Raw genomic sequence first — 26,087 nt, 5'->3', positions numbered from 1 at the left:
CCGCACCAGGGTACTCAGAGCGCTCAGCAGACCTCTTCGAGATCCCGGTACGCCCGGGTTCCCGGCGACGCCGCGGCCCAGCGGTCCAGCAGCACCCGCACCAGGTGCGCCGGGGCGGCGATCCCGCACTCGCGCTCGGCCAGCCAGGACATCCCGCCCGCTCCCGGGCTCAGGTGGCTCAGGTGGCCGGGGTGCGCGGCGTCCCCGTCGTCGTGCGGGTCGTGGTGGGCGGTGTGCCCGTCGTCCGAGGCCATCCGGCTCTCCGAGCAGGCCCGGCACAGCAGCCGCACCGAGGACGTCCAGTCCTCCGCCGCGTAGCCGGCGTCCGCGACCAGCCGCTCCAGCGCGTCCCGGTCCGCCTCGGTCGCCGCCTGGAGCAGCACCACGTACGTCGGCACCGGGGACGGCGCCCACAGCTCGATCTCGTCGAACACCGGGTAGGCGACCCCGTCGGTGACCCGCTCGCCGTGCGGGGCGCCGTCGTGCAGCACCACCTCGCCCCAGCGTCTGCCGGAGGACGGCAGCGGGATCGACAGCACCTCGATCCGGGCCGGGTCCAGCCGGCGGCCCCACACCACCTCGGACTCGCCGTCCGGGGAGAGCCGCACCGGGGTCGTCCCGAGGTCCAGGCTGACCGGCCCCTCCTCGCGCGCGCCCGGGCCGCCGGGCAGCTTCAGCCCGTACGCCTGCCAGGCCCGGCGGGCCAGCGGCCAGTCCTGCAGCGCGGTCGCGGTGATGCCGAGGTTCCACCAGTCCGGGGCGCCCTGCTCGCGGTCCAGCAGCGCCACCGCCCGCAGCCCGGCGGCCCGGGCCTGCTCCCAGTCGCGGCGGAACTTGTGCAGCAGCGCCAGGTTGAACCACGAGTCCGACAGCCACGGCTCCAGGTCGGCGGCCATCACCAGCAGGGCGCCGGCGTCCTCGTACCGGCCGTCGCCGATCAACGTGAAAGCCCGGTCGGTCGTCTGCCGCCAGGTGGCGGACGGCCGGTGCCGTGCCCGGTGGAAAATCCTCACGTTCGTCCCTGCCGTCGTCGTCCGCTCAAGTTGTCCCGCAAGCGCTCCCGCGTCACGGGCCCGGTGTCCCGGGTCGGTTTTCCACGCTACGACCGCATCCAACCACGACGGCCGCCGCCCGCGCTCCCCACCGCCGAGTTGCCCGGTTCCGTACCGGCCGCATCCCGGCCCCTCCCCCAGCCTGCCCGCCCCGCCCCGGCCCCTCAACCCCGGACGCCCCCGCCGCCCCCCGTTCCCGGCCGCCCGGACCCGGTCAGCCGCGCACCCGCACCAGCGCGTCCACCACCCGGGCGTCGTACACCCGCCCGCGTCCCAGCCGCAGCGCCTCCAGCACCTCCAGCCGGCCCACCGCCTCCCCCACCCCGCGCCCGCGGGCCGCCGTCAACAGGTCGTCGTGCGCGTTCGCCACTCGGATGATCCGCGCCGCCAGCGGCACCGCCCGCCCGCCGCCGTCCGGCCCGGGGAACGGGTCGGCCAGCCGGGCGACCTGCTCGGCGACCCGGCGCGGCACCCCGGTGCGCCGGATCACCTCGCTGCCCAGCCGGGCGATCCGCTGCTGCTCCTCGTCCGGCAGCAGCGCCGTCGCCCCGCCCGCCACCGGCTCCACCAGCGACAGCTGCCCGACGTCGTGCATCAGCGCCGCGTACTCCAGCAGCGCCAGCTCCCGGGTGCCGAGCCCCAGCTCGCGGCCGACCGCACAGGCCGTGTCGGCGACCCGGCGGGCGTGCCCCGGCGGCGTGTACCCGGCCACCTCGGTGGCCTTGGCCAGGCTGGCGATGGTCTGCCCGGTGGTGGCCCGCACCGCCGCCGCCCGCCGGAACGACACCTGCGCCGGCAGCAGCGGCGTGCAGAACAGCGGCAGCGCCCACAGCCCGACCTCCCCGGCGGCCAGGCTGACCAGCATGCCGGTGGCGGCGATCGCCGAGCCGATCCCGAACAGCGAGCGCAGCTCGTCCTCCAGCGCCGCCGGGAAGCGCAGCCCGCTGCGGGCCCGCCGCAGCAGCGCCGCCAGCACCGCGTCGCAGAGCGCGGCCAGCGCGGCCACCGCCGTCAGGAACGCGCCGTACGCCGGGCCGTCGGCGGAGAACCGGTCGACCACGCCGCTGTTGTAGAGCGGCTGGAACACGGCGGCCGCGAAGGCGGCGCCGAGCAGCCGCCGGGCCGCGCCGTCCCGCCGGGCCCGCTCGCGCCAGGGCGCCGGTCCGGGCGGACCGGCCCCGCGCAGGCGCCCCGCCACCGCCCGCACCACCGCGGGCAGCTGCGCCAGCAGCAGGCCGGCCCCGGTCACCGCCACCACCTGGAGCACCCCCGGCCCGGCCGGCAGCCCGCGCAGCGGACCGAGCAGCGCGTACGCCAGCGCCCCCGCCGCCCCGATCGGCGCCTGCTCGCGGTCGCCCGGAAGAGTGATCCGCACGCACTCGCCGAGCGCGATCAGCGCGGTGAAGGCCAGCGCCACGGCCGGCTGGGCCGCACCGCGCACCGCCACCGCCCCGAAGGACGCCGCCAGCAGCGCCAGCGCCGCCCCGTGCACGGCGCACACCGCACCGACGCACCCCTGCGGCGCATCAGCGCGCCCGGCGCCCGACGGCCGCCGCGCGCCGCCGCCTCCGGCCCGCGCCCCCGGGCGCGCACCCCGCCGCGCGCTCACGACGACCCTGCCGTCGGTACGCCGCCGCCGCCCTGGGCGGGTACCCCGCGCGGCGCCGCCCGGGCCGGTTCGGGGACGCCGAGCGGGATGTCCGGCACCCCCTTGACGCAGTCCGGGGACGACGGCAGCACCGGCTGCCAGTCGTGCACCGCCAGCGCGTCCACCAGCGCCCGCACCATCACCGGGTCGAACTGGCTGCCCGAGCAGCGCTGCAGTTCGGCGACCGCCTCGGTGACCGGCCGGCCGCGCCGGTAGGAGCGGGTGGAGGTCATCGAGTCGAAGGCGTCGGCGACCGAGATGATCCGGGCGAACTCGGGGATCTGCTCACCGGCCAGCCCGGCCGGGTAGCCGCGGCCGTCCATCCGCTCGTGGTGGTGCAGGATCCCGGCGTGCGCCTCGCCGAGGAAGGCGATCCCGCGCACCAGCTCGTACCCGTGCACCGGGTGCACCTCGACGGCCCGGCGCTCCGCCTCGGTGAGGGGACCGTTTCTGCGCAACAGTTCGGTGGCGACGCCGAGTTTGCCGACGTCGTGCAGGATCCCCGCGTACCGCAGGGTGCGCAGCCGCTCGGCCTCCATGCCCAGCTGATCGGCGATCAGCACCGCCGCCCGGCCGACCCGTTCGCTGTGACCGCGGGTGTAGGCGTCCTTGATCTCCACCGCCTGGACCAGCGCCTGGACGGTCGCCCGGTGGGCGTCGCGCTCCCGGTGGCCCTGGGCGAACACCCACGCCGAGATGGTCAGCGGCAGCAGGGCCAGCAGGGCCGCGAACGCGCCGTACGGCCCCTGCCACAGCACGGCGAGCATCAGCCCGCCCGCCGCGTGCACCAGCACCGGCAGGCCCGGCGCGGCGCAGGCACCGCGCCGGCCCTCCGCCAGCGCCCGCATACCGCCCACCAGGGCGCCGTTGACCAGGCAGAACGCGCCGAGCGCGGCGAACGCGGGCAGCAGCGCGGCGGGGAACCGCGAGCCGAGCAGCAGCTGCGGCCCGGCCAGCAGGTGGAACACCGCGGAGGCGGCGAAGGCGGACAGCGCGAGCTGCGCGCCGTTCCACACCTGGCGCCGCCGGCCGTCCGCGCCCGCGACCCCGAGCAGCGCCGCCGGGACGGCGACCAGCCCGGCGGCGGCCGGCGGCAGCATCAGCACCCCGGCGAACAGCACCGGGAAGAACGCGTTGACGCCGGGCCGCACCGGCCGGCGGGCGCGCAGCGGCGGGCGGCGCAGCAGCAGCCGCGCCACCCGCAGGCAGGGCGTCGACAGGCCCTGGGCGAGCGACTCCCAGCAGGCGTGCAGGAAGGCCAGCAGCCCGACCTTCGGCCAGTCCACCGGGGCGCCCAGCCAGTGCGCCGCGGCCGCCGGGGCGGGTAACGGCAGCAGCGGCAGCAGGCAGCAGACCGCCGCCACCGGCACGGCCACGAGGTAGCGCGCGGCGGCCGGCGGCAGGTCCGTGTCTCCACTGTCGATAGCGATGTCGACCTCCCCGCGTGCTGGCCCGCTCCGCCCTGGCCCGTCGTCCGGGCCCGCCGGCCGCCCGGGCGCGCCCGATCGGCGGCGGACGGGCGGTGGTGAGCGTCCGTCAGGAGGATAGGACGCCTCTCCCGTACGGGGACGCGTGATCGCGCAATGCCGCTGCTGGCACACCGCCATCTCACTCGAACGAGTGACGGTATGCCACGGACGGGACGGATGCGGGCATACGAAGGCCCCGGGAGCATCCGCTCCCGGGGCCTTCCGGGTCCGTCGTCCGGTGTGCGCCGTCCGGCGCACCCGCGCGCTACGTCCCGGCCGCCGCCTCCGCGGCACGGCCCGGTCCGGCCGGCTCACCGGCCGCCTCGGCGTGCACCTCGACCGTCGTCTCGACCGCGATCACCACCGCCTCGCCCGACCGCTGCCCGGCCCGGATCGAGTCGATCCTGGCCAGCACCTTGCCGCGCAGGTCCGCCGGGGTGTCGTCGCAGCCGCAGGAACGCTTGATCAGCGCCTTGATCGCCTGCTCCAGTCCGTACTGCTTCAGGCACGGCGAGCACTCCTCGAAGTGCACGCGCAGCTTGGCGCAGTCGCCCTCGGCCATCTCGTTGTCGAGGAATTCGTAGAGGTGGTCGAGGACCTCGCCACACTCGGTGTCGTGCGGATCGCCGCAGCTCATGAGCCCGAGCCCTTCGCTTCCTGCCCTGCCCCGCTGCCGGCCGGGACCAGCCCGCGCTCACGGGCGTAATCCTCCAGCATGCCGCGCAACTGACGACGGCCGCGGTGCAGCCGGGACATCACCGTACCGATGGGAGTACCCATGATGTCCGCGATCTCCTTGTACGCAAAGCCCTCTACGTCCGCGAGGTAGACGGCGATGCGGAACTCCTCCGGGATGGCCTGGAGGGCGTCCTTCACATCGCTGTCCGGGAGGTGGTCCAGGGCCTGGGTCTCCGCCGAGCGCAGACCGGTCGACATGTGCGACTCGGCCCTGGCCAGCTGCCAGTCCTCGATCTCCTCGGCGGCGGTGCGCTGCGGCTCCCGCTGCTTCTTGCGGTACGAGTTGATGAAGGTGTTGGTGAGGATGCGGTACAGCCACGCCTTGAGGTTGGTGCCCTCGCGGAACTGGTGGAACGACGCGTACGCCTTGGCGAACGCCTCCTGCAGCAGGTCCTCCGCGTCGGCCGGGTTGCGGGTCATCCGCAGCGCGGCCGAGTACATCGGATCCAGGTAGCCCAGGGCGTCGCGCTCGAAGCGCTCCCGCCGGGCCTCCTCGGTCTCCTCCGCCGACACCCGGAAGGTGTCCTCACCGATCGCCTCGGCCAGCTCCTCACCGGTGAGCGCCTCGCCCGCGGGCAGGCCCTCCTCCGGGCCCCGGCCCGGCTCGGCCTCGTGCTCGGTCCCGACGACCGGACCCACCTCCTCGGCATGACGGACACGGCCCACCGCGGGCCGCCCCGAAAGGGAGGATATAGGGCTGACGGGCTTCTCGCCCGCGACAAGCCAGTCCGACCAGGAGGGAGCGAACGCCGACGCGGCCTCGCGCTCCTCCGGCCGCTCGGGGCACGCGATCGAACCCATCTGCCCTGCCTTCCACCGGGACTTCAGCTGACGACCGCTTCAACCACGAGGGTCCCCTCCGCATTCCCGGTCCCCGGTGGCCCGGCTCACACCAGCCGCAGCACCCAGTCCCCGACCGCCGAGACCACCAGGTCCAGCAGCTCCTGCTGCCCCAGCCCGGCCCGCTTCGGCACCTCGAACCCGTGGTTGCCGGCCGGCAGCGCCAGCAGTTCGTGCGAGGCCGGCAGCTCCGGGAACTCCGCCGGCCCGCCGAACGGATCGGCCGGCCCCTGCACCACCAGCGTCGGCAGCCCCGAGCCGAGCAGTTCGTCGGCCCGGCTCTTCTCCGGCCTGCCCGGCGGGTGCAGCGGGAACGCCAGCGCCAGCACCCCCACCGCCCCGCTCGCCGCCCCGGTCCGGCAGGCCACCCGCGCCCCGGCGCTGCGCCCGCCCACCACCAGCGGCAGACCCGCCCCGGTCAGCCGCTCGGCCACCGGCAGCCAGCCGGCGTCCAGCGTCCGCGGCGCGGGCGCCACCTTCTTCCCCGCCACCCGCCAGGGCTGTTCCACCAGTGCGACCGACACGCCCCGGGCCGGCAGGGCGGCGGCCAGCGCCGCCAGGTCCCGGGCCTCGATGCCGCCGCCGGCGCCGTGCCCCAGCGCCAGCACCGCCTTCGGGGCGGGGGCCGGGTGCAGGGTGATCCGGGCGTCCCCGGCGGGCGTGGGCACCGGCTCCGTGGTGACGGGGGCGGGTTTCGCGGCGGTCACGGCTGCGGTCCTCTCGGTCGTGCTCGGTCGTGCTCGGTCGTGCCCGGCGGTGCTCTGTCGTGCCCGGCGGTACCCGATGGTGCCCGACGCGGGTCAGAACAGCGTGGTCTCGTACTCCACCTCGGTGTACGGCTCGGTCAGCCCGGCGTGGTTGTTGCGGATGCTGCCGACGTCCGGCGACACCGGCGTCACCCGCAGCGCCCCCGGCGGCGGCGGTATCAGCAGCCGCCGCAGCTCCTCGGACCCGCTGTCGTCCAGCCCCGGGTCCAGCCAGGCGTCGAACGACCCCGGGTCCAGGAACAGCGGCATCCGCTCGTGGATCGGCGCCAGCAGCTCCTCCGCCTCCGTCGTCACGACCGTGAACGTCACCAGCCAGGCCTCCGGGTGGTCCGGCGGCACCGCCCGGTTGCGCCAGAACTCGTACAGCCCCGCCAGCGCCAGCGGGCTGCCGTCCGCCCGGACACGAAGAACGGCTTCTTCCGCGCCTTCCCGCGCTCCCCCGGCACCGTCTGCCACTCGTAATAACCGTCCACCGGCAGCACGCACCGGCGCGAGGCGAAGGCCTGCCGGTAGGCCGGCTTCTCGTGCACCGTGTCCGACCGGGCGTTGATCATCTTCACCGCCGTCTCCGGCGACTTCGCCCACTGCGGCACCAGTCCCCAGCGCAGCACCCGCAGCTGGCGCACCGGCTCCACCGCGCCCTTCGCCAGCCGCTCCAGCACCACGAAGGCGCTCTGCGTCGGCGCGACGTTCCAGCTCGGGTCCAGCGTCTCGGCCGGATCCCACTGCTCGACGCCGAACAGCTCGACGATGTCCTCGGGCCTGCTACTCGCGGCGAAGCGACCACACATGCGGTCAGCTTGCCACGACCCCGCCCGCCCCCGTGGCGCCGTCCGCCAGAACCACCCGCCCCCGGCCCGCCGTCCTTCCCGTGGCAGGCTGCCACCCCGGGAGAGACGGCCGACCGAACCGAGGCGGAGGAGAACCATGGACGCCAGGACCCTCGACGAGCTGTGGACCGCCGTCACCGGCACCCAGCCCGCACCGCCCGGCTGGCTCGTGCTCGCCACCGGCGCCGCCGCCCTGCTCACCGTCCTCGCCCATCCGCTGTGGCGGATCGCCCGGGGCGCCATCACCATCGCCCACGAGGGCGGCCACGGCCTCGCCGCCCTCGCCACCCGCCGCAGGCTCGCCGGCATCCGGCTGCACTCCGACACCTCCGGCCTCACCGTCTCCTACGGCCGCGCCACCGGCCCCGGCTGGCTCCTCACCCTCGCCGCCGGCTACACCACCCCCGCCCTGCTCGGCCTCGGCTGCGCCGCCCTGCTCGCCGCCGACCGCGTCACCCTGCTGCTGTGGCTCGCCATCGCCCTGCTGCTCGCCCTGCTCGTGCGCGTGCGCAACGCCTTCGGCTTCCTCACCGTGCTGCTCGCCGGCGGCGCCTTCTTCCTCGTCTCCTGGTTCGGCTCCCCCGAGGTCCAGGCCGGCTTCGCCTACCTCGGCACCTGGTTCCTGCTCCTCGGCGCCGTCCGCCCGGTCCTCGAACTCCAGCGGCAGCGCCGGCACGGCCAGGGCCACGACTCCGACGCCGACCAGCTCGCCCGCCTCACCGGCGTCCCCGGCCTCGCCTGGACCGCGCTCTTCCTGATCACCGCCCTCGCCGCCCTCGCCCTCGGCACGAGCTGGCTGCTGCGCCCGCTCTGATGCCCCCGGCACCGGGACGGGCTGCGCGTAGCAGGACGGTTCTCACACGGCCCCTAGACTTGGGCCCATGACCGAGACCCTGTGGCCCGCCCCCGTCGCGACCACCCCCGTGGACGCCACCGTCACCATCCCCGGCTCCAAGTCGGTCACCAACCGTGCCCTGCTCCTGGCGGCACTCGCCGACGGCCCCGGCTGGGTGCGCCGCCCGCTGCGCAGCCGCGACTCCCAGCTGATGGCCGACGGCCTGCGCGCCCTCGGCGTCACCATCGAGGAGCAGGTCAACAACGACACCGGCGGCACCGGCGGCGGCGAGGCCTGGCGGGTCATCCCCGCCCCCGTGCTGCGCGGCCCCGCCTCGGTCGACGTCGGCAACGCCGGCACCGTCATGCGCTTCCTGCCCCCGCTGGCCGTCCTCGCCGACGGCCCGGTCCACTTCGACGGCGACCCGCGCAGCCACGAGCGCCCCCAGCACGGCGTCATCGACGCCCTGCGCGCGCTCGGCGCCCGGATCGACGACGGCGGACGCGGCGCCTTCCCGCTCACCGTGCACGGCAGCGGTGCCCTCGACGGCGGCGCCGTCGAGCTGGACGCCTCCGCCTCCTCCCAGTTCGTCTCCGCGCTGCTGCTCTCCGGCGCCCGCTACAACAACGGCGTCGAGGTCCGGCACGTCGGCGGCCCCGTTCCCTCGCTGCCGCACATCCGGATGACCGTCGACATGCTGCGGCTGGCCGGCGTCCAGGTCGACGCCCCCGAGGACGGCGGCGAGAAGGACGTCTGGCGGGTCACCCCGGGCGCCCTGCTCGGCCGCGACCTGGTGGTCGAGCCCGACCTCTCCAACGCCGCGCCGTTCTTCGCCGCCGCCCTGGTCACCGGCGGCCGGGTCACCGTCCGCGACTGGCCGAAGCACACCACCCAGCCCGGCGACCAGCTGCGCGACCTCTACACCCGGATGGGCGGCAGCTGCGAGTTCACCGAGGAGGGCCTGCGCTTCACCGGCACCGGCCGGATCCACGGCATCGAGGCCGACCTGCACGACGTCGGCGAGCTCACCCCGGTGATCGCCGCGGTCGCCGCCCTCGCCGACTCCGAGTCGCACCTCTACGGCATCGCCCACCTGCGGCTGCACGAGACCGACCGGCTGGCCGCCCTCGCCAAGGAGATCAACGGCCTCGGCGGCGACGTCAGCGAGACCGAGGACGGCCTGCGGATCCGCCCGCGCAAGCTGACCGGCGGCGTCTTCCACACCTACGAGGACCACCGCCTGGCCACCGCCGCCGCGGTGATCGGCCTCGCCGTGCCCGGCGTCCAGGTGGAGAACGTGGCCACCACCGCCAAGACCCTGCCGGACTTCCCCGCCATGTGGGACGAGCTGCTCGCCGGACCGGTGGCGGGCGGCTGAGCGGGAGACTGGGCACATGCGCCGCTACGGCAAGGACGCCGACGAGGACGACATCCGCAACCGCCCCGCCCGCCGGGGCTCCCGGCCGCGGACCCGGATCCGGCCCAAGCACGAGGACGCCGCCGAGGCGATGGTGCTCACCGTCGACCGCGGCCGGCTGACCTGCCTGGTCGACCCGGGCACCAAGCAGGAGCACGAGGTCGTCGCCATGAAGGCCCGCGAGCTGGGCCGCAAGGGCGTCGTCGTCGGTGACACCGTCTCCCTGGTCGGGGACCTCTCCGGGGACGCCGACACCCTGGCCCGGATCGTCCGGGTCGAGGAGCGCAGCTCGGTGCTGCGGCGCACCGCGGACGACGACGACCCCTACGAGCGGATCGTGGTCGCCAACGCCGAGCAGCTCGCCATCGTCACCGCGCTGGCCGACCCGGAGCCGCGACCCCGGCTGATCGACCGCTGCCTGGTCGCCGCCTACGACGCGGGCATGGAGCCGCTGCTCGTCCTCACCAAGGCCGACCTGGCCCCGGCCGCGCCCGTGCTGGAGTCCTACGCGCCGCTCGGCATCCAGTACGTCGTGACCCGCCGCGACGAGCTGGAGACCGCCGGCGCCGAGGCCGTCCGGGAGCACCTGCGCGGCCTGCGCACGGTGTTCATCGGCCACTCCGGCGTCGGCAAGACCACCCTGGTCAACGCCCTCGTCCCGGAGCGGCAGCGGATCACCGGCCACGTCAACGCCGTCACCGGCCGCGGCCGGCACACCACCGTCTCGGCGCTCGCGCTGCGGCTGCCGCCGCCGCCCGGCGCGAAGCCCGGCTCGAAGAAGGCGCTGAACGCCGGCTGGGTGATCGACACGCCCGGCTTCCGCTCCTTCGGCCTGTCGCACATCGACCCGTCCCGGGTCATCCTCGCCTTCCCGGACCTGGAGCCCGGCACCGAGGACTGCCCGCGCGCGTGCAGCCACGACGAGCCGGACTGCGCGCTGGACGCCTGGGTGGCCGACGGTCACGCCGACCCGGCGCGGCTCTACTCGCTGCGCCGCCTGCTGGCCAGCAAGGAGGCCCGCGAGGGCGACTGACGGCCGCCGCCGGACCGGTTTGGGCATTCGAGGTGTCGGAGTGCCCTCTCGTGGTGATCATAGGAAAGTCGGGTCGGATCACGGCCCGGCCCGCCGACCGATCCCGCCGACCGACAGGGAGAGCACGCGATGGCATGGGCCCTGGTGATCCTGGCCGGCCTGCTGGAGACCGGCTTCGCGATCAACCTCAAGCTCAGCGAGGGCTTCACCAAGCTGTGGCCCACCATCAGCTTCTGCGTCTTCGCCCTCGGCAGCTTCGGCCTGCTGACCCTCTCCCTGAAGACCCTCCCGGTCGGCCCCGCCTACGCGGTGTGGACCGGCATCGGCGCCGCCGGTACCGCGATCTACGGGATGCTCTTCCTCGACGAGTCCACCTCGGTGCTCAAGCTCGTCTCGATCTCCCTGGTCGTCGCCGGGGTCATCGGCCTCCAGCTCAGCGGATCCACCCACTGAGCGGACCGGACCGCTAGGGTTTCGACCATGGCCGATTACCACGACGACCTCCGACTCGCCCATGTCCTCGCCGACTCGGCCGACTCGGTCACCCTGGAGCGTTTCAAGGCGCTCGACCTGCGGGTCGAGACCAAGCCCGACCTGACCCCCGTCAGCGACGCCGACAAGGCCGCCGAGGAGCTGGTGCGCAGCGTCCTGCAGCGGGCCCGCCCGCGCGACGCGGTGCTCGGCGAGGAGTTCGGGCTGCAGGGCTCGGGGCCGCGCCGCTGGGTGATCGACCCGATCGACGGCACCAAGAACTACATCCGCGGCGTCCCGGTCTGGGCCACCCTGATCGCGCTGCTGGAGGACGGCCCGGACGGCGTCGAGCGCCCCGTCGTCGGCATGGTCTCCGCCCCCGCGCTCAACCGCCGCTGGTGGGCCGCGAAGGACCTCGGCGCGTTCGCCGGCCGCAGCCTCGCCAAGGCGTCCCGGATCCAGGTCTCCGGCGTCTCGCGGATCGAGGACGCGTCCTTCTCCTACTCCTCGCTCAGCGGCTGGGAGGAGCGCGGCCGCCTCGACCCGTTCCTGGACCTCACCCGGGCGTGCTGGCGCACCCGCGCCTACGGCGACTTCTGGTCCTACATGATGGTCGCCGAGGGCGCGGTGGACATCGCCGCCGAGCCGGAGCTGTCGCTGTGGGACATGGCGGCGAACTGCATCATCGTCGAGGAGGCCGGCGGCCGCTTCACCGGCCTGGACGGCGTCCCGGGCCCGGGCGGCGCCGACGCCGTCGCCTCCAACGGCCTGCTGCACGACGAGGCGCTGCGCCGCCTGAGCGTCTGATTCCTCCCCCGACGCGCCCGGGGCCCCTTCCAGGAGCCCCCCTCACGTGGTGCGGGCCCCGAGTGCCGGTTCTCCGGCGGCACTCGGGGCCCGCTGCTCATCGGGGCCCCTCACCGGGCCCCGTGGGCGCGGTGCGTCACTGCTGCTTGCGCAGCTCGCGCACCGCCGTCTCCAGGCGCCGGCCGAAGTCGGCGTCGGCCTTGCGGAAGTTGTCGACCGCCCGCTCGACGATGTCGTCGCGGTCGGCCGAGACCTTGGCGATGAAGCCGGACAGGTTGCCGATCAGGCGCTCCCGCTCGTCCTCGCCCATCAGCCGGTAGAGGTCGCCGGCCTGCACGAAGTCGTTGTCCTCGGCGTGCGAGGGCGCCTCGTGGCTGCCGGTGGCGCCGTCGACCGGGGTCGACGCCCACAGCGGGCGGCCGGTCTGCACCGGGCCGCCGAAGCTGTTCGGCTCGTAGTTCTTGCGGCGCCCGTGCCGGCCGTCGTAGAGGTGGCCGTCCCGGTGGTTGTTGAGCGCCTCGGTGGCGTGCGGGCGGTTGACCGGCAGGTGGTCGGCGTTGATGCCGACGCGGTAGCGGTGGGCGTCCGCGTAGGCGAACAGACGGCCCTGCAGCATCTTGTCCGGGGACGGGCCGATGCCCGGCACGAAGTGCGCCGGCGAGAAGATCGACTGCTCGACCTCGGCGAAGATGTTGTCGGGGTTGCGGTTGAGCTCCAGCTTGCCGATCTCGATCGGCGGGTAGTCGGCGTGCGGCCAGACCTTGGTCAGGTCGAACGGGTTGAAGCGGTAGTTCGCCGCGTCCGCGGCCGGCATGATCTGGACCTGCACCGTCCAGCTCGGGAACTCGCCGCGCTCGATGGCCTCGCGCAGGTCGCGCTGGTGGCTGTCCGGGTCCTCGCCGGCGAGCTTGTTGGCCTCGTCCTGGGTGAGGTTCCTGATCCCCTGGTCGGTCTTGAAGTGGTACTTCACCCAGAAGTACTCGCCGGCCTCGTTCTGCCACTGGTAGGTGTGCGAGCCGTACCCGTTCAGGTGGCGGTAGGACGCCGGGATGCCGCGGTCGCCGAACAGCCAGGTCACCTGGTGGGTGGACTCGGGCGACAGGCCCCAGAAGTCCCAGACGTTGTCCGCCTCCTGCGAGCCGGTGTACGGGTCCCGCTTCTGGGTGTGGATGAAGTCCGGGAACTTGGTGGCGTCCTTGATGAAGAACACCGGGGTGTTGTTGCCGACGAGGTCGTAGTTGCCCTCCTCGGTGTAGAACTTCAGCGCGAAGCCGCGCGGGTCGCGCACCGCGTCCGCCGAGCCGAGGTTGCCGGCGACGGTGGAGAAGCGCAGGAAGGTCTCGGTCTGCTTGCCGACCTCGGAGAGGAACGCGGCCCGGGTGTAGGCGGTCACGTCGGCGGTCACCGTGAACGTGCCGTAGGCGGCGGCGCCGCGGGCGTGCACCACCCGCTCCGGGATGCGCTCGCGGTTGAAGTGCGCGAGCTTCTCGAAGAGCTGCTGGTCCTGGATCAGCGCCGGACCGCCGACGCCGGCGGTCTCGGTGTTCTGGTTGTCGGCGACGGGGGCACCCGCCTCCGTGGTGAGGGTGGGGCGCAGCTCGTCCTGGGTACTCATGTGAGGGGGCCTCCGCGTGATCCGGTCGTGATGACGAATCGATCCTAACTTGGACTTTGTCTAAGTCAACACTGGAACCAATCTCGGAGTGTCACTTACCCTGGGACCATGAGTGACCTGCTGGAGAGACTTCGCGGACGGGGATGGCGGCTGACCTCCCAGCGCCGGGTCGTGGCGGAGGTCCTCGACGGCGAGCACGTCCACCTGACCGCCGACGAGGTACACGCCCGCGCGGTCGAGCGCCTGCCCGAGATCAGCCGCGCCACCGTCTACAACACGCTCGGTGAACTCGTCGGCCTCGGCGAGGTGCTGGAGGTCGCCACCGACGGCCGCGCCAAGCGCTACGACCCCAACGCCCACCACGCGCACCAGCACCTGGTCTGCTACGGCTGCGGCGCCATCCGCGACGTCCACCCCCAGGGCGACCCGCTGGCCGCCCTGCCCGCCTCCGAGCGCTTCGGCTTCACCCTCTCCGGCGCCGAGATCACCTACCGCGGCCTCTGTCCGGACTGCTCCACCGGCTCCTGACCCGCCGGCCCCCGCACGGCACCGCCACCGCCGAAGCGGCGCCCGGCTACGCGCTCAGTTCCGCGTGGAGGGCGCCGAGCAGGCGGCCGGCGCGTTCGGCGACCTCCGCCGGGCCGTAGTCGGCGGCGCGGCGGCACCAGCCCTCCGCCAGCACCGGCTCGCCGCGGCGCAGCGCCAGCAGTGCCAGGCGCAGCGCCGCCCGCCCGTGGCGGGCGTCCGCCGCCCGGGTGTACCACAGCATCGCCTCGGCCTCGCTGTCCTGCCGGGCCAGCAGCAGCCCCAGGTTGAACGCCGCGCTGCGGCTGCCCGCCTCCGCGGCCCGCCGGTACCAGCTCTCCGCGATCGCCAGCGCCCCGCGCTCGGCCGCCCGCACGCCCATCCGCACCTGCGCCCGGCGGTGCCCGGCGTCCGCCGCCGCCGCGTACCAGTGCTCGGCCTCCGCGTCCGCGTCGCCGCGCCGGTCCAGCACCGACGCCAGCCGGAACGCGCCCTCCGCCGAACCGCCCGCCGCCGCCTGCCGGTAGCGCTCCAGCGCGCCCGCCGCGTTGCCGCGCTGCTCCTGCACCACGGCCAGTTGCAGCGCCGCCTCGCCGTGCCCCTCCGCGGCGGCGCGCGCGTACCACTCCTGCGCCTGCCGCTGCTCGCCGCGCCCGGCGTGCAGCACGCCCAGGTTGAACGCGCCGTCCACGCTGCCCGCCTCGGCGGCCTTGGAGAACCACGGCTCGGCGCCGGACTCGTCGCCCCGCTGCAGCAGCACCACGGCCAGCGCGTTGCACGCCTCCCGGTGCCCGGCGTACGCGGCCCGGCGGTACCACTGCTCGGCCTGCTGGTCGCGGCCCGCGCCGGCGCACAGCAGGCCCAGGTTGAAGGCGCCGTTCTGGTCGCCGGCCTCCAGCGCGCTGCGGTACCAGCGCTCGGCCTCGGCGGCCTCGCCGCGCGAGGCGTGCAGCGCGCCCAGCGCGTTGGCCGCGTTGCCGTCGCCCGCCTCGGCGGCCTCCTGCCACCACTCGGCTGCCGAGGCGAGGTCCCCGCCGTCGCGCAGCAGGTAGCCCAGCGCGCAGGCGGCCCGCGGTTCGCCGTTCTGGGCCGACTGCCGGTACCAGCGGGCCGCCTCGTCCAGCAGCGTCTGCTCGCCGCCGGCCCGGTCCTCCAGCAGCACGCCCAGGCGCAGCGCGGCGCGGGCGTGGCTGCGGGCTGCCGCGATCCGGTACCAGGCCTCGGCGGTCTCCTTGTCCCCGGCCGCCTCGCGCATCCGGGCCAGCCGGTAGGCGGCCTCCCGGTGCCCGGCGTCCGCGGACACCTTGAACCAGCGCTCGGCGCGCACGTCCCTGCGGTGCTCCATGAGGTCGCCCAGCGCGTAGGCGCCCAGCGGGTGGCCGTGGTCGGCGGCGAAGTGCAGCCAGTACTCGGCGGCCTCCTCCTCGCCCTGGTCGCGCAGTTGCAGGCCGAGCGCGTGGGCGGCGGGCGCGCTGCCGGCCACCGCCGCCTGCCGCCACCACTGGGCGGCCTCGGCCCGGTGGCCCCGCTGGTGCAGCAGCACGCCCAGGTTGTTGGCGGCGGCGCGCAGTCCGGCCGCCGCGGCGGCGCGCAGGTACGGTTCGGCGTCCTCCAGGTCGCCGCGGCGCAGCAGCAGGGTGCCGAGCCGGGCGGCGGCGTCCGGGTCGCCGTCGTCGGCGGCGCGCCGGTGCCGGGCCTCCAGGGCGGCCTGCTCGCGGGCGGCGAGCGCGGTCTCGAAGCTCGCCGAGTCGAAGCCGGTGTCGCTCTCCACGCCCGGGACGGTGGTCCCGTCGGAGGGGACGCCGCGGACGCCGGGCGCGGCGAGGCCGCCGGCCGGGACGTGCACCAGGGAGTCCGGGCCCCAGCCGCCGGCCGGACGGCGCTCGGCCAGGCCGCTGGTGCGCTGGGCGGGCAGGGCGCCGGGGTGCCGTTCGGGGCTCTCCGCCCAGGCCTCGGTGTCCGCCTCGGTGGTCGCCGCCGGCCTCGCCCCTGCCCCGTTCCTGCCGATCAGCCTCATGCCGACTCCCACTCCCCCCGAGTGTCGCGGCGTCGTCCTCCGGCCCGGGGCCGGGGGGACCCCACGGGGAGCGCGCGGACCCGACGGCCGGTCAGCAACCGGGCGGCGTCCCCCATCTGTCCCATCGTCGCATCACCCGCAACCCGCGTACACCTGCCCCGGCCGATTTCGGCGGGGCGGATCCGAAGCCGACGAAATTGCTTCGGCGCTTTGTCGATTTCCCGACACTTGGCCCCCACAAACCCCGCTGCTGCCGTCGTCCTTGGCGACGCTCGATGGTACCGGAGCGCCTCCGCCCGCCGGCCCGCGCAAACGCCGAAGGCCCGGAGGAAGAATCCTCCGGGCCTTCGTGCTACTGAGTAGCGGGGACAGGATTTGAACCTGCGACCTCTGGGTTATGAGCCCAGCGAGCTACCGAGCTGCTCCACCCCGCGTCGGTGGTTAAACCATAGCACGGGCGCGGGGTGGAACCGAAATCGGTTACCTCGGGATCGTCGCAGCTCAGGGGCCGCTGCTCGGCTGGGCCGACGCGGTCGCGGCCGGCGGCGGGTTGCCCGACGGGCTCGCCGAGGGAGCGGCCGACGGGGTCAGCCCCGCCTTCTGCTGGGCCGCGGCCAGTTCCTTGGCCGCCTCGCTCTGGGCCTTCTGGGCCTGGCCGAGGGCCACCCAGTCACCGGCCTTCAGCGCCGCGTCCACGTCGCTCTGCGCCTTCAGCACGTCGGTGATCGCCTTCACCAGCTCCGGCGAGACCGTGGTCCCCGGCGTCGGCGTGGTCGGGGTCGTCGGCGTACCCGGGCTGGTCGGGTTGGCGGGGCTGGTGGGCGTGGTGCCGGGCGCCGTGGGCGTGACCGGCGCCGCGGTCACCGCACCGCCGAGCACCTTGGCCAGCGCCTTCTCCAGGTTGTCCTCCACCGCGACGACCGCGTTCTCGTTCCCGTACGTCGCCAGCACCTTCTTCAGCACCGGCACCTTGGCGCTGCGGCCGATGAGGTAGACCGGCTCGACGTTCAGCAGGCCGCCGCCGACCGGCAGGGTCAGCAGGTTGCCGTACTCGATGTCGGAGTCGGTGCCGGTCTTCAGCAGGGTCAGCTGGTTGGCGACCAGCGGGTCCGAGTTGAACTTCGCCTGCACCTGCTTGGGGCCGAGCGCCCCCGAGCCGGTCGGGATCTTGGCGATCCGGATCTTCCCGTAGTCCGGGCCCGGGTCGGCGCTGACCGACATGAAGGCGGCCAGGTTGTCCCGGCCCTGCGGCGAGAAGGTCGTGGTGAGCGAGAACGACGCCTCCTGCGCGTCCGGCATCCGGACGGTCAGGTAGTACGGCGGCTGCACCTCGTTGGTGTTGGTGGTCGGGTCGGTCGGCACCTGCCAGATGTCCGTGCCGTTGAAGAAGCCGCCGGCGTCGGTCATGTGGTACTCGGCGAGCAGGTCGCGCTGCACCTTGAACATGTCCTGCGGGTAGCGCAGGTGCGGCTTCAGCTCCTCCGGGATGTCGCCCTTGGCCTTCACCGTGCCCGGGAACGCCTTCATCCAGGTCTTCAGCACCGGGTCGGTCTCGTCCCACTGGTAGAGCGTCACCTCACCGGTGTACGCGTCCACGGTGGCCTTGACCGAGTTGCGGATGTAGTTGACCTGGTTCGCGGCGGTCAGCAGCTCACCGCGCTGGTTGGTCAGCGAGTCCTTGGTGACGTCGCCCAGCGTCGTCTTCGACGAGAACGGGTAGCCGTCCGAGGTGGTGTAGCCGTCCAGCACCCACACCACGCGGCCGTTCTCGACCACCGGGTACGGGTCGGCGTCGATCGACAGCCACGGCGCGACCTTCTCCACCCGCTCCTTGGGGGTGCGGTCGTAGATGATCTTCGCGCCGTCCCGGATCGCGCTGGAGTAGAGGATCTGCGGCTCGGCGAACTTCACCGCGTACGCGGCCCGGGTCAGCGGGTTGCCCAGCCCGACACCGCTGTCGCCGTCGTAGGAGAAGTGCACCGGGGTGCCGTTCTCGGCGGTGTAGTCGATGTCCTGGTAGCCGCCGCCGACGATCGAGTACGTCGTCGTCTTCTCGCCGTAGTAGATCCGCTGCTGGTAGTCGCCGAACGCGCCCTTCGTCGGCAGCGCCGACTCGGTGTAGACCGGGTTGCCGTTGGCGTCCACCTGGTTGCCCTTGGCCGCGATCACGCCGTAGCCGTGGGTGTAGTTGAAGTGGTCGTTGATCCAGTTGCGCTGGATGCCGTTGAGGTCCAGCTCACGCACGCCCAGCACGGTGTCCTGGTCGCCGTAGCGGTCGACGTCCAGCGACTTGGGGAACGCGTAGTACTTGCGCAGCGCCTCGTTCTGCTGGAACGTCGGGCCGACCACGTTGGGGTCCAGCAGACGGATGTCCGAGATGGTCTGCGCGTCCGGCTTCATCGCCTCCGCGTTCGTCCCGTTCGCCGGCTCGTACTGCACCACCTGGCTGTCGGCGATCCCGTACGCCGCGCGCGTCGCGTCGATGTTCTTCTGGATGTACGGCGTCTCCTTGGCCTGCTCGTTCGGCTTGACCTGGAACTGCTGCACGATCGCCGGGTACACCCCGCCGATCAGCACCGCCGACAGCACCATCAGGCCCAGGCCGATCAGGGCCGGCGCCCAGGTGCGGCGCACCGGGGTCAGGAAGAACAGCACCGCGCAGATCACCGCGACGAAGAACAGGATCGTCTTCGCCGGCAGGAACGCGCTGGCGTCCACGTACCGCAGGCCCGTCCAGCCGGACACGCCCTTGTAGGTACCGGTCTTCACCGCCAGCGCGTACCGGTCCAGCCAGTAGGCCACCGCCTTCAGCAGCACGAACACGCCCAGCAGCACCGCCAGGTGCCCCTGCGCGCCGACGCTCGCCCGCCGCCCCGGCCCCTGCAGCCGCAGCCCGCCGTAGAGGTAGTGCACCAGCGTCGAGGTCAGCAGCGAGACGATCACCGCGCTGAACGCGAAGCCCAGCAGGAACTCGTAGAACGGCAGGTCGAAGGCGTAGAACGAGACGTCCTTGCCGAACTGCGGGTCCTTGGTGCCGAACGGCGTCCCGTTCGTCCACAGCAGCCAGGTCCGCCACTGGCCCGAGGCCGCGGCGCCCGCCACCAGGCCGATCACCAGCGAGACCCCGAGCAGCGCCCAGCGCTTGAACGGCGCCAGGCCCGAGCGGTAGCGGTCCAGGCTCTGCTGCTCCACCGACATCGCCGACAGCGGCGGCCGCAGCCGGTGCGCCAGCCACACGTTGAAGCCGACGATCACCGCCATCAGCAGGCCGAACACCGCGAACAGGCCGATCTTCGTCCACAGCTGGGTGGTGAAGACCGACGAGTAGTGCACCGACCTGAACCAGAGCCAGTCGGTCCAGAACCCGGCGAACATGACGAACAGCAGGAAGAGCACCGCGAGCACGCCCAGGGTCAGCAGGAGCACCCGCGCTCGCCGGGAGGGCGGGCCTACCCTGCGCCGGAACCCCGGCCCTGAGCGTTCCGGCATCTGGAATACCACGGTGGCACCTCAGCTGTGTCGTCTTGAGTCGGTCGGTCTTCAGTGCAACTTAACCAGTCTTTGGCCGAGTTCCCACCGTTAGCAGACGGTTACGACAAGCCCTCCCCCGGGCCCGGCCGCGCGCCGCCACCGCACCGTGACCGCGCCGTCACCGCGCCGTCACCGCCCGCGGAGCGGCGGGCGCGACGCGGCGGCGGCCCGGCGTGTGAGGATTGAGGCATGTCCGATGGATCCAACCTCCCCGACGACGTCTCCACGCTCCCGGCCGGCAGCCCGCTGACCCGGGCCGCCCTGGAGATCGACGAGTACGCCGCCACCCTCGGCTGGGACCTCCCGGCCCGCCTCTTCGCCCTGGTCGACAGCGCCGCCCTGCGCAAGGCCGACCCCCGCATCGCCGAGCAGCTCGGCCTCGCCGACGGCGGCGAGCCCGGCCTCACCCCGGTCGAGCAGGACGAGCTGCCCGCCGGCATGGAGCTGGACAAGTTCCTCGGCACCATCGCCTGGCCCGGCGCGGTGGCCGGCTGCGCGCTGGTCGTCGAGCGCCTGATGCTGCCGCCGGGCGCCGAGCAGTCCCGCCCGCGCAACGCCAGCGACGCCCAGCTCGCCGAGTGGGTGGCCAACCACCCCAAGCGCGAGGAGGTGCGGATCACCGCCGCCGTGCTGCGCGACGGCAGCAAGGAGATCGCGCTGCGGCTGCGTTCCAAGGACACCGCCCGCGAGGTGCTCACCGGCCCCGACCTGGTGCCGGGCCTGACCGACGCGCTGCTGGCGACCTTCTCCTGAGGCCCCCGCGGAGCCCGGCGCCGCCGGGTGTTACGAGGTGCAGGACGGCAGCGCGGAGGTCTGCCCGGAGCTGATCTGCTCCAGCGCCTTCAGCGCGCCGTCCAGCGTCTCCACCTTCACCAGGCGCAGCCCGGACGGGGTGTTCTTGGCGGCCTCGGCGCAGTTCGACGCCGGGGCCAGGAAGTACTCGGCTCCCGCGTCCCGGGCGGCGATCAGCTTCATCGCGATGCCGCCGATCGGGCCGACCTCGCCCTCGTCGGTGATGGTGCCGGTGCCGGCCACGAACCGCCCGCCGGTCAGGTCGCCCGGGGTCAGCTTGTCGATGATGCCGAGCGAGAACATCAGGCCCGCGCTGGGCCCGCCGACGTCCTGCAGCCCGATGTCGATCCGGAACGGGTAGGTGTGCCGCAGGCCCGGGCGGATGCCGACCATCGCGGCGCCGGTGTCCGGCGACTTCACGGTCGGGACGCTGATGTCGGTGCGCACGCCGGGCTCGGCCGAGCCCTCCTTGACCCGCGGCACCACGGTGAAGACCGCCGGCTCGCCGGGCTGGTGCCGGGTGACGGCCTTGGCGACCGCCTCCGCGTCGGCGACCGGGTTGCCGTCGACCGCGACGATCTGGTCCCCCGCGTGCAGCCGGCCCTCCGCCGGGGCGCCGGCGGTGACGCTCTGGACGATCAGCTCGCTGCCCATCGGGATGCCGAGCTGGCTCAGCGCCGCGGTGCGGGCGTGGTCCTCGGAGAGCGCGAACTCCTCGGCGTTCTGCCGCTTCGCGTCGGCGTCGCTCTGGCCCTTCGGGTAGACGTTGTCGTGCGGCACCACCAGCACGTCGTCGCGCAGCCAGCCGACCACCGCGTTGACCAGGCTCGGCTCGTACTTGGCGCCGGTGACCTGGACGGTCGTCATGTTGAGGTTGCCGCTCGCCGGGTACGACTCGTGGCCGGTGACGGTGATCACCGGCGTCCCCGTCTTCTCCTGCACCCCGAGCGTGTTGTACGTCGGGCCCGGGCTCATCTCCGTGTACGGCACCTTCATCAGCACCGAGGCGCAGAGCAGCGCTATGAGCAGCAGCGTGGCGGCGAGCATCGTCGCAGAGCGGCGTGGCATGCCTCGACAGTACGGGACGTGGGTGACGGCGCGCCCGGCGGGCCGGTCCCCGCCGGGCTCCGGCCCCTACCGTTCCCGGTGTTCGCGCGGGTCGCCGCCCGCGGTGGTGCGTTCCATCGCGGCCATGAACCGCTGGTGCTCGGCCAGCGAGGCCGGGTCCCCCGTCGCCCTCGGGGCCCGCTGGGCCCATCCCGCCCACACGGTGGCCAGCACCGCGGCGACGCAGGGAATGATCAACCAGGCGAGCGCAGCCATCTCAGTACTCCCAGCTCGTCGTGTCTATGAGCAGATTAACCATCCCGGCGGACAACGCCGCGGGCGCCGTCCGGGTTACGGCACGGCCGATCGGCTCACTTCCAGGGAGTATCCGGCGCACCGGCCCACCCCCGTTCGAGTGAGTGTTCGGCGCGCCTGCGCGGCGCGGGGCTCCGACGGGGGCTCAGCAGTCGCCCGCGCCGACCCACTCCTCGCCGCCGTCCGCGAACACCTGGTGCTTCCAGATCGGCACCTCGTGCTTGAGGTCGTCGATCAGCCGGCGGGCCGCGGCGAACGCCTCGCCGCGGTGCGCGCAGGACACCGCGACGATCACGGCCTTGTCGGTGATCCCCAGCCGGCCGACGCGGTGCACCGCGGCCAGCGCCCGGACCGGGAAGTCCGCGGCGACCTTCTCGGCGACCCGGCGCAGCTCCTGCTCCGCCGACGGGTGGCAGCTGTACTCCAGCACGGAGACCGGCCGGCCGCCGTCGTGGTCGCGGACCGTCCCGACGAAGACGGTCGTCCCGCCGGCCGCGTCGTCGCCCACCGCCTCGTACACCTCGTCGAGCGAGAGCGGGGTGTCGCGGATCGCGAGCAGGCGGATCGGGTCCTGGTTCTCCGGCATGCCCCCATGATGGCCCATCCCCGGCGGGCGGCGGCCCGGGAGGCGCCCGGGGCCGCCGCCCGGGCGCGGGGCCCGTCCCGCCGGCCCCTGCCGGGACCGCGGGACGGGCCCCGGCTCAGAACCGGCGCCGCCTGCGCGCCCGCCGCACCAGCGCCGCGGTGCCCACCAGGGCCACCGTCGCCCCCGCCGCGCCCAGGCTGGTCGCGGCCTCCTTGCCGCCCAGGCGCCGCCCGGCCACCGCGTGCTTGCCCGCCACCTGTGCCAGCAGCTCCGCCAGCACCTCCTCGTTGGTGTGCGCCGGACGCCAGCCCGCCTCGTGCAGCCGGCTGCCCGACACCACCCACGGGTACATCGTGTACGCCAGGTCCCCGGCCGGCGCCGGCGTCAGCCCCAGCCGGTGCAGCCGCGCCGCCGTCCCCAGCGCCAGCGAGGCCGGCAGCTCCATCCGCCGGATCCCCGACAGCCGCTCCACGTCCTCCTGCTCCAGCCAGCCGTCGCAGCCGACCGTCACCTCGCCCTCGACCAGGCCGAGCGCCGCGTACTCCAGCGCCGCCGCCAGGTCGTCCACGTGGCAGAACTGCCAGCACGGGCGCGAACCGGCCACCACCAGCAGCCGCGGGGCCTCGAAGTGCCGGGTCAGCACCGTGTCCACCCCGGGACCCACCACCACCGCGGGCCGCAGGACCGTCACCTGCAGCCCCGGGTGGGCCCGCGGCGCCCGCCGCGCCAGCCGCTCGATCTCCAGCAGGTCCCCGACCAGCGAGGCCTCCTCGGTCGCCCGCAGCTCCGAGTCCTCCGCGAGCGGCACCTCGTTGTCCGCGAGCGCGCCGTAGACCATCGCCGAGGTGCACAGCACCACCCGGTGCACCCCGGCGGCCGCGGCCGCCGTCAGCACCGTCTGCGCGCCCCGCACGTTGTAGGCGCTGCGCGCCCGCGGGTCCGACTCCATGCCCAGGTCCATCGCCAGGTGGACCACCACGTCCACCCCGGCCAGCCGCTCCGCGACCGCCGGGTCCCGCACGTCCAGGACCCGCCACTGCACCCCCGGCACCTCACCGCGCCGGTCGTCCACGGCCAGGACCCGCTTCACCCCCGGCGAGGCCACCAGACGGGCGGCGACGCGCTCGCCGAGCACCCCGGCGGCACCTGTGACGGCCACGGTCAGCGGTCTTCCGGCATAGGCTGGAGGCGGCGACGCCGTGATGTCCGGGGCGTCCTCTCCTCCGGTCAGCCCAGAGCGAACGTCCGAGGGCGGGGAACTCACCGGCCATCCTCCACGGTTAGCTTATGTGCGTACGTACGTGTGTCACGTACGTCCATCCTGCCCGAGGCGGAGGCCCGGCGGTGCACCCGGCGCGGGCCAGCCGCACCGGAGCCGCCCACCGGCCGGGGGTCCCCCACTCCACCGACCGCCCCGGGCGCGCAGACTTCACCGCCACCACCCGTATGACGGCCGACCGGATCGAGGACCCCGTGAGCGACCTTCCCTTCGGATTCGGCGTTCCGCCCGAGGAGCCCGAGGACGGCAAGGCCAAGCCCGACGACGACCAGGACCAGAAGAAGAAGGAGGAGAGCGGCGGCCAGACCGGCGGCCCGCAGTCCTTCGGCTTCGCCGGCGGCAACCCGCTCGGCGCCCTCTTCGGCATGGGTCTGCCCGGCATGCCCGGCACCCCCGGCGCGGGCGGTCCCGGCGCCGGCGACAACCCCTTCGCCGCGATGTTCGGCGGCCTCAACCCCAACGACCTCGGCGCCGCCTTCCAGCAGCTCGGCCAGATGCTCTCCTTCGAGGGCGGACCGGTCAACTGGGACCTCGCCAAGGACATCGCCCGGCAGACCGTCGTCGCCGAGCCCGCCGAGGGCAAGAGCAAGGACCGCTCGGTCAGCGCCGCCGAACGCTCCGCCGTCGCCGAGGCCGTGCGCCTGGCCGACCTCTGGCTGGACGGCGTCACCAGCTTCCCCTCCGGCGCCGGCACCGCCGTCGCCTGGAGCCGCGCCGAGTGGATCGAGGCCACCCTCCCGGTCTGGAAGGACCTCGTCGACCCGGTCGCCGAGCGCGTCGGCAACGCCATGGGCGGCGTCCTGCCCGAGGAGATGCAGGCCATGGCCGGCCCGCTGCTCGGCATGATGCGCTCCATGGGCGGCGCCATGTTCGGCACCCAGATCGGCCAGGCGCTCGGCGCCCTCGCCGCCGAGGTCGTCGGCTCCACCGACGTCGGCCTGCCGCTCGCCCCCGCCGGCAAGGCCGCGCTGCTGCCCCAGAACGTCGCCGAGTTCGGCGAGGGCCTCAGCGTGCCCGCCGAGGAGGTCCGGCTCTACCTCGCCCTGCGCGAAGCCGCCCACCAGCGGCTCTTCGCCCACGTGCCGTGGCTGCGCGCCCACCTGCTCGGCGCCGTCGAGGCCTACGCCCGCGGCATCAAGGTCGACAGCTCCCGGATGGAGGAGCTGGTCGGCCAGCTCGACCCGAGCAACCCCGAGGCCCTCCAGGAGGCGCTCGCCGGCGGCCTGCTGCAGCCCGAGGACACCCCCGAGCAGAAGGCCGCGCTCGCCCGCCTGGAGACCGCGCTCGCGCTCGTCGAGGGCTGGGTCGACGCCGTCGTGCACGCCGCCGCCGAGCCCCACCTGCCGCAGGCCGGCGCCCTGCGCGAGACCGTCCGGCGCCGCCGCGCCGCCGGCGGGCCCGCCGAGCAGACCTTCGCCACCCTGGTCGGCCTCGAACTGCGCCCGCGCCGGCTGCGCGACGCCGCCCGGCTCTGGGCGCTGCTCGCCGACGCCCGCGGCACCGAGGGCCGCGACGACCTCTGGCAGCACCCCGACATGCTGCCCACCGCCGCCGACCTCGACGACCCGGACGCCTTCGTGCACCGGGGCAGCGGCGACCTGGAGGGCGGCATCGACTTCGACGCCCTGGACAAGCTGCTCGGCGAAGCCGCCGCCGGCGGGACCCAGGGCACCGGCCCGGGCACCGGCACCGGGAAGCCCGACCTGACCAAGGACGACGGCGAGAGCGGCACCGACGAGCACGGGAAGGGCGAGCCCACCGCATGACGGCCACCGAGACGGACCGCGCCGGCGCCCTGCACGCCGACGCCGTCCGCGCCCTGGGCGAGTGGCAGCCCGCCGACCCCGAGCAGGAGCGGCTGCGGCTCTCCTACCTGCGGCACCTCGCCGAGCAGCCCGAGGGCCTCTACCGCTCCTGCCTGCCCGCCCACATCACCGCCAGCGCCGCCGTCGTCGACCCCGCCGGCGGGCGCGTCCTGCTCACCCTGCACCCCAAGGTCGGCCGGTGGCTGCAGATGGGCGGCCACTGCGAACCCGGTGACCCGGACCTCGCCTCGGCCGCGCTGCGCGAGGCCACCGAGGAGTCCGGCATCCCCGGGCTCACCCTGCTCGGGCGCGACGGCGTGCCGGTCCCCGTCAAGCTCGACCGTCACCAGGTCCGCTGCACCGGCAAGGACCGGCCCGAGAACACCCACCTCGACGTCCAGTACCTCGCGGTGGCCCCGCCCGGCGCCCAGGCGCTGATCAGCGAGGAGTCGCTCGACCTGCGCTGGTTCGACTACGACCACCTGCCCGAGCTCACCGACCACTCCGTGCGCGAGCTCGTCGCCCGCGCGCGGCAACTCACCGGCTGAGGCGTTCGGCGGCGTACGGACGACGGGAGGGGCGCGGACCACACAGGTCCGCGGGCGCCCCGGCCAGCCTACCCGCGGACCCCGGCGCGGGGCGGCTGCGCCGGTCGCAAGCGGGCGCGG

The 26,087-nt window shown here is 74.4% G+C and carries 22 protein-coding genes, 1 tRNA gene and 1 pseudogene; 9 read left to right on the top strand and 15 right to left on the bottom strand.

The window, feature by feature from the left end; genetic code table 11:
• Nucleotides 1-23 precede the first annotated feature (23 nt).
• The 7 genes and pseudogenes from ABT238_RS34815 to ABT238_RS34785 all read right to left on the bottom strand — a co-directional run bounded on the left by ABT238_RS34815 (nucleotide 24) and on the right by ABT238_RS34785 (nucleotide 7,305).
• Nucleotides 24-1,013: a tetratricopeptide repeat protein gene (locus ABT238_RS34815; protein ID WP_350571215.1), complete on the bottom strand. Its 990-nt coding sequence runs from the start codon at nucleotides 1,011-1,013 to the stop codon at nucleotides 24-26.
• Nucleotides 1,014-1,266: 253 nt separating this feature from the next.
• Nucleotides 1,267-2,553: an HD-GYP domain-containing protein gene (locus ABT238_RS34810; protein ID WP_350571213.1), complete on the bottom strand. Its 1,287-nt coding sequence runs from the start codon at nucleotides 2,551-2,553 to the stop codon at nucleotides 1,267-1,269.
• 104 nt (nucleotides 2,554-2,657) lie between these two features.
• Complete coding sequence (locus ABT238_RS34805; RefSeq protein ID WP_350804340.1) at nucleotides 2,658-4,070, bottom strand: HD domain-containing phosphohydrolase; 1,413 nt, start codon at nucleotides 4,068-4,070, stop codon at nucleotides 2,658-2,660.
• Between the two features lie 364 nt (nucleotides 4,071-4,434).
• Nucleotides 4,435-4,806 carry a mycothiol system anti-sigma-R factor gene (gene rsrA / locus ABT238_RS34800; protein WP_350571209.1) on the bottom strand — a complete coding sequence of 124 codons (372 nt, stop codon included), beginning with the start codon at nucleotides 4,804-4,806 and terminating at the stop codon, nucleotides 4,435-4,437.
• A complete protein-coding gene (locus ABT238_RS34795) occupies nucleotides 4,803-5,546 on the bottom strand; it encodes a sigma-70 family RNA polymerase sigma factor (protein ID WP_380295037.1) in 744 nt (247 codons plus the stop codon). The genes rsrA and ABT238_RS34795 overlap by 4 nt, the downstream gene beginning before the upstream one ends.
• A gap of 248 nt (nucleotides 5,547-5,794) precedes the next feature.
• Nucleotides 5,795-6,454, bottom strand: coding sequence for an alpha/beta hydrolase family protein (locus ABT238_RS34790; protein ID WP_350804335.1), 660 nt, complete (start codon nucleotides 6,452-6,454; stop codon nucleotides 5,795-5,797).
• A gap of 93 nt (nucleotides 6,455-6,547) precedes the next feature.
• A pseudogene (locus tag ABT238_RS34785) lies at nucleotides 6,548-7,305 on the bottom strand (SOS response-associated peptidase).
• A gap of 136 nt (nucleotides 7,306-7,441) precedes the next feature.
• Here ABT238_RS34785 and ABT238_RS34780 point away from each other — a divergent pair.
• From ABT238_RS34780 to hisN, 5 genes are all read left to right on the top strand, one after another.
• Complete coding sequence (locus ABT238_RS34780; protein WP_350571206.1) at nucleotides 7,442-8,158, top strand: M50 family metallopeptidase; 717 nt, start codon at nucleotides 7,442-7,444, stop codon at nucleotides 8,156-8,158.
• A gap of 67 nt (nucleotides 8,159-8,225) precedes the next feature.
• Entirely contained in the window at nucleotides 8,226-9,557 is a 1,332-nt protein-coding gene (gene aroA, locus ABT238_RS34775) for a 3-phosphoshikimate 1-carboxyvinyltransferase (RefSeq protein WP_350804326.1), read from the top strand.
• A gap of 16 nt (nucleotides 9,558-9,573) precedes the next feature.
• Entirely contained in the window at nucleotides 9,574-10,629 is a 1,056-nt protein-coding gene (rsgA, locus tag ABT238_RS34770) for a ribosome small subunit-dependent GTPase A (RefSeq protein WP_350571202.1), read from the top strand.
• Between the two features lie 129 nt (nucleotides 10,630-10,758).
• Complete coding sequence (locus ABT238_RS34765; RefSeq protein WP_350571200.1) at nucleotides 10,759-11,082, top strand: DMT family transporter; 324 nt, start codon at nucleotides 10,759-10,761, stop codon at nucleotides 11,080-11,082.
• A gap of 27 nt (nucleotides 11,083-11,109) precedes the next feature.
• Nucleotides 11,110-11,907: a histidinol-phosphatase gene (gene hisN, locus ABT238_RS34760; RefSeq protein ID WP_350571198.1), complete on the top strand. Its 798-nt coding sequence runs from the start codon at nucleotides 11,110-11,112 to the stop codon at nucleotides 11,905-11,907.
• Between the two features lie 136 nt (nucleotides 11,908-12,043).
• On the opposite strand, the gene ABT238_RS34755 is transcribed toward hisN, so the two are convergent.
• Nucleotides 12,044-13,522, bottom strand: a complete 1,479-nt coding sequence (locus tag ABT238_RS34755) for a catalase (RefSeq protein WP_350571196.1) — start codon at nucleotides 13,520-13,522, stop codon at nucleotides 12,044-12,046.
• Between the two features lie 108 nt (nucleotides 13,523-13,630).
• Here ABT238_RS34755 and ABT238_RS34750 point away from each other — a divergent pair, with 108 nt between their 5' ends.
• Nucleotides 13,631-14,050, top strand: a complete 420-nt coding sequence (locus ABT238_RS34750; RefSeq protein ID WP_344336269.1) for a Fur family transcriptional regulator — start codon at nucleotides 13,631-13,633, stop codon at nucleotides 14,048-14,050.
• 46 nt (nucleotides 14,051-14,096) lie between these two features.
• Here the strand turns inward: ABT238_RS34750 and ABT238_RS34745 are convergent, their stop codons facing one another.
• From ABT238_RS34745 to ABT238_RS34735, 3 genes are all read right to left on the bottom strand, one after another.
• On the bottom strand, nucleotides 14,097-16,064 hold the full coding sequence (locus ABT238_RS34745; protein WP_350571194.1) for a sel1 repeat family protein: 1,968 nt from the start codon (nucleotides 16,062-16,064) through the stop codon (nucleotides 14,097-14,099).
• A gap of 360 nt (nucleotides 16,065-16,424) precedes the next feature.
• Nucleotides 16,425-16,498: transfer RNA gene (locus tag ABT238_RS34740), tRNA-Met, on the bottom strand.
• Between the two features lie 67 nt (nucleotides 16,499-16,565).
• A complete protein-coding gene (locus tag ABT238_RS34735) occupies nucleotides 16,566-19,553 on the bottom strand; it encodes a UPF0182 family membrane protein (protein ID WP_350804303.1) in 2,988 nt (995 codons plus the stop codon).
• A 231-nt stretch (nucleotides 19,554-19,784) separates the two neighbouring features.
• Between ABT238_RS34735 and ABT238_RS34730 the strand changes: the two genes are divergently transcribed.
• Entirely contained in the window at nucleotides 19,785-20,348 is a 564-nt protein-coding gene (locus ABT238_RS34730) for a PPA1309 family protein (RefSeq protein WP_350571191.1), read from the top strand.
• A 30-nt stretch (nucleotides 20,349-20,378) separates the two neighbouring features.
• Here ABT238_RS34730 and ABT238_RS34725 read toward each other — a convergent pair whose 3' ends face one another.
• The 4 genes from ABT238_RS34725 to ABT238_RS34710 form a co-directional block, all read right to left on the bottom strand.
• The gene (locus ABT238_RS34725; RefSeq protein WP_350571190.1) at nucleotides 20,379-21,455 is read right to left on the bottom strand and encodes a YlbL family protein; all 1,077 of its coding nucleotides are present in this window, start codon (nucleotides 21,453-21,455) and stop codon (nucleotides 20,379-20,381) included.
• 66 nt (nucleotides 21,456-21,521) lie between these two features.
• Nucleotides 21,522-21,710 carry a hypothetical protein gene (locus ABT238_RS34720; RefSeq protein WP_350571189.1) on the bottom strand — a complete coding sequence of 63 codons (189 nt, stop codon included), beginning with the start codon at nucleotides 21,708-21,710 and terminating at the stop codon, nucleotides 21,522-21,524.
• A 184-nt stretch (nucleotides 21,711-21,894) separates the two neighbouring features.
• Complete coding sequence (locus tag ABT238_RS34715) at nucleotides 21,895-22,335, bottom strand: molybdenum cofactor biosynthesis protein MoaE (RefSeq protein WP_350571187.1); 441 nt, start codon at nucleotides 22,333-22,335, stop codon at nucleotides 21,895-21,897.
• Between the two features lie 115 nt (nucleotides 22,336-22,450).
• The gene (locus ABT238_RS34710) at nucleotides 22,451-23,599 is read right to left on the bottom strand and encodes an NAD-dependent epimerase/dehydratase family protein (protein WP_502884384.1); all 1,149 of its coding nucleotides are present in this window, start codon (nucleotides 23,597-23,599) and stop codon (nucleotides 22,451-22,453) included.
• 209 nt (nucleotides 23,600-23,808) lie between these two features.
• On the opposite strand from ABT238_RS34710, the gene ABT238_RS34705 reads away from it, so the two are divergent.
• Nucleotides 23,809-25,380, top strand: coding sequence for a zinc-dependent metalloprotease (locus ABT238_RS34705; protein ID WP_350571186.1), 1,572 nt, complete (start codon nucleotides 23,809-23,811; stop codon nucleotides 25,378-25,380).
• Entirely contained in the window at nucleotides 25,377-25,967 is a 591-nt protein-coding gene (locus ABT238_RS34700; protein WP_350804287.1) for an NUDIX hydrolase, read from the top strand. Before ABT238_RS34705 ends, ABT238_RS34700 begins: the two co-directional genes overlap by 4 nt.
• Nucleotides 25,968-26,087: the final 120 nt, after the last annotated feature.

Source organism: Kitasatospora sp. NPDC001527, assembly GCF_040298605.1.
Classification (GTDB): domain Bacteria; phylum Actinomycetota; class Actinomycetes; order Streptomycetales; family Streptomycetaceae; genus Kitasatospora.
The sequence above is the reverse complement of the archived record's forward strand: the minus strand, read 5'-3'. Positions and strand labels throughout refer to the sequence as shown.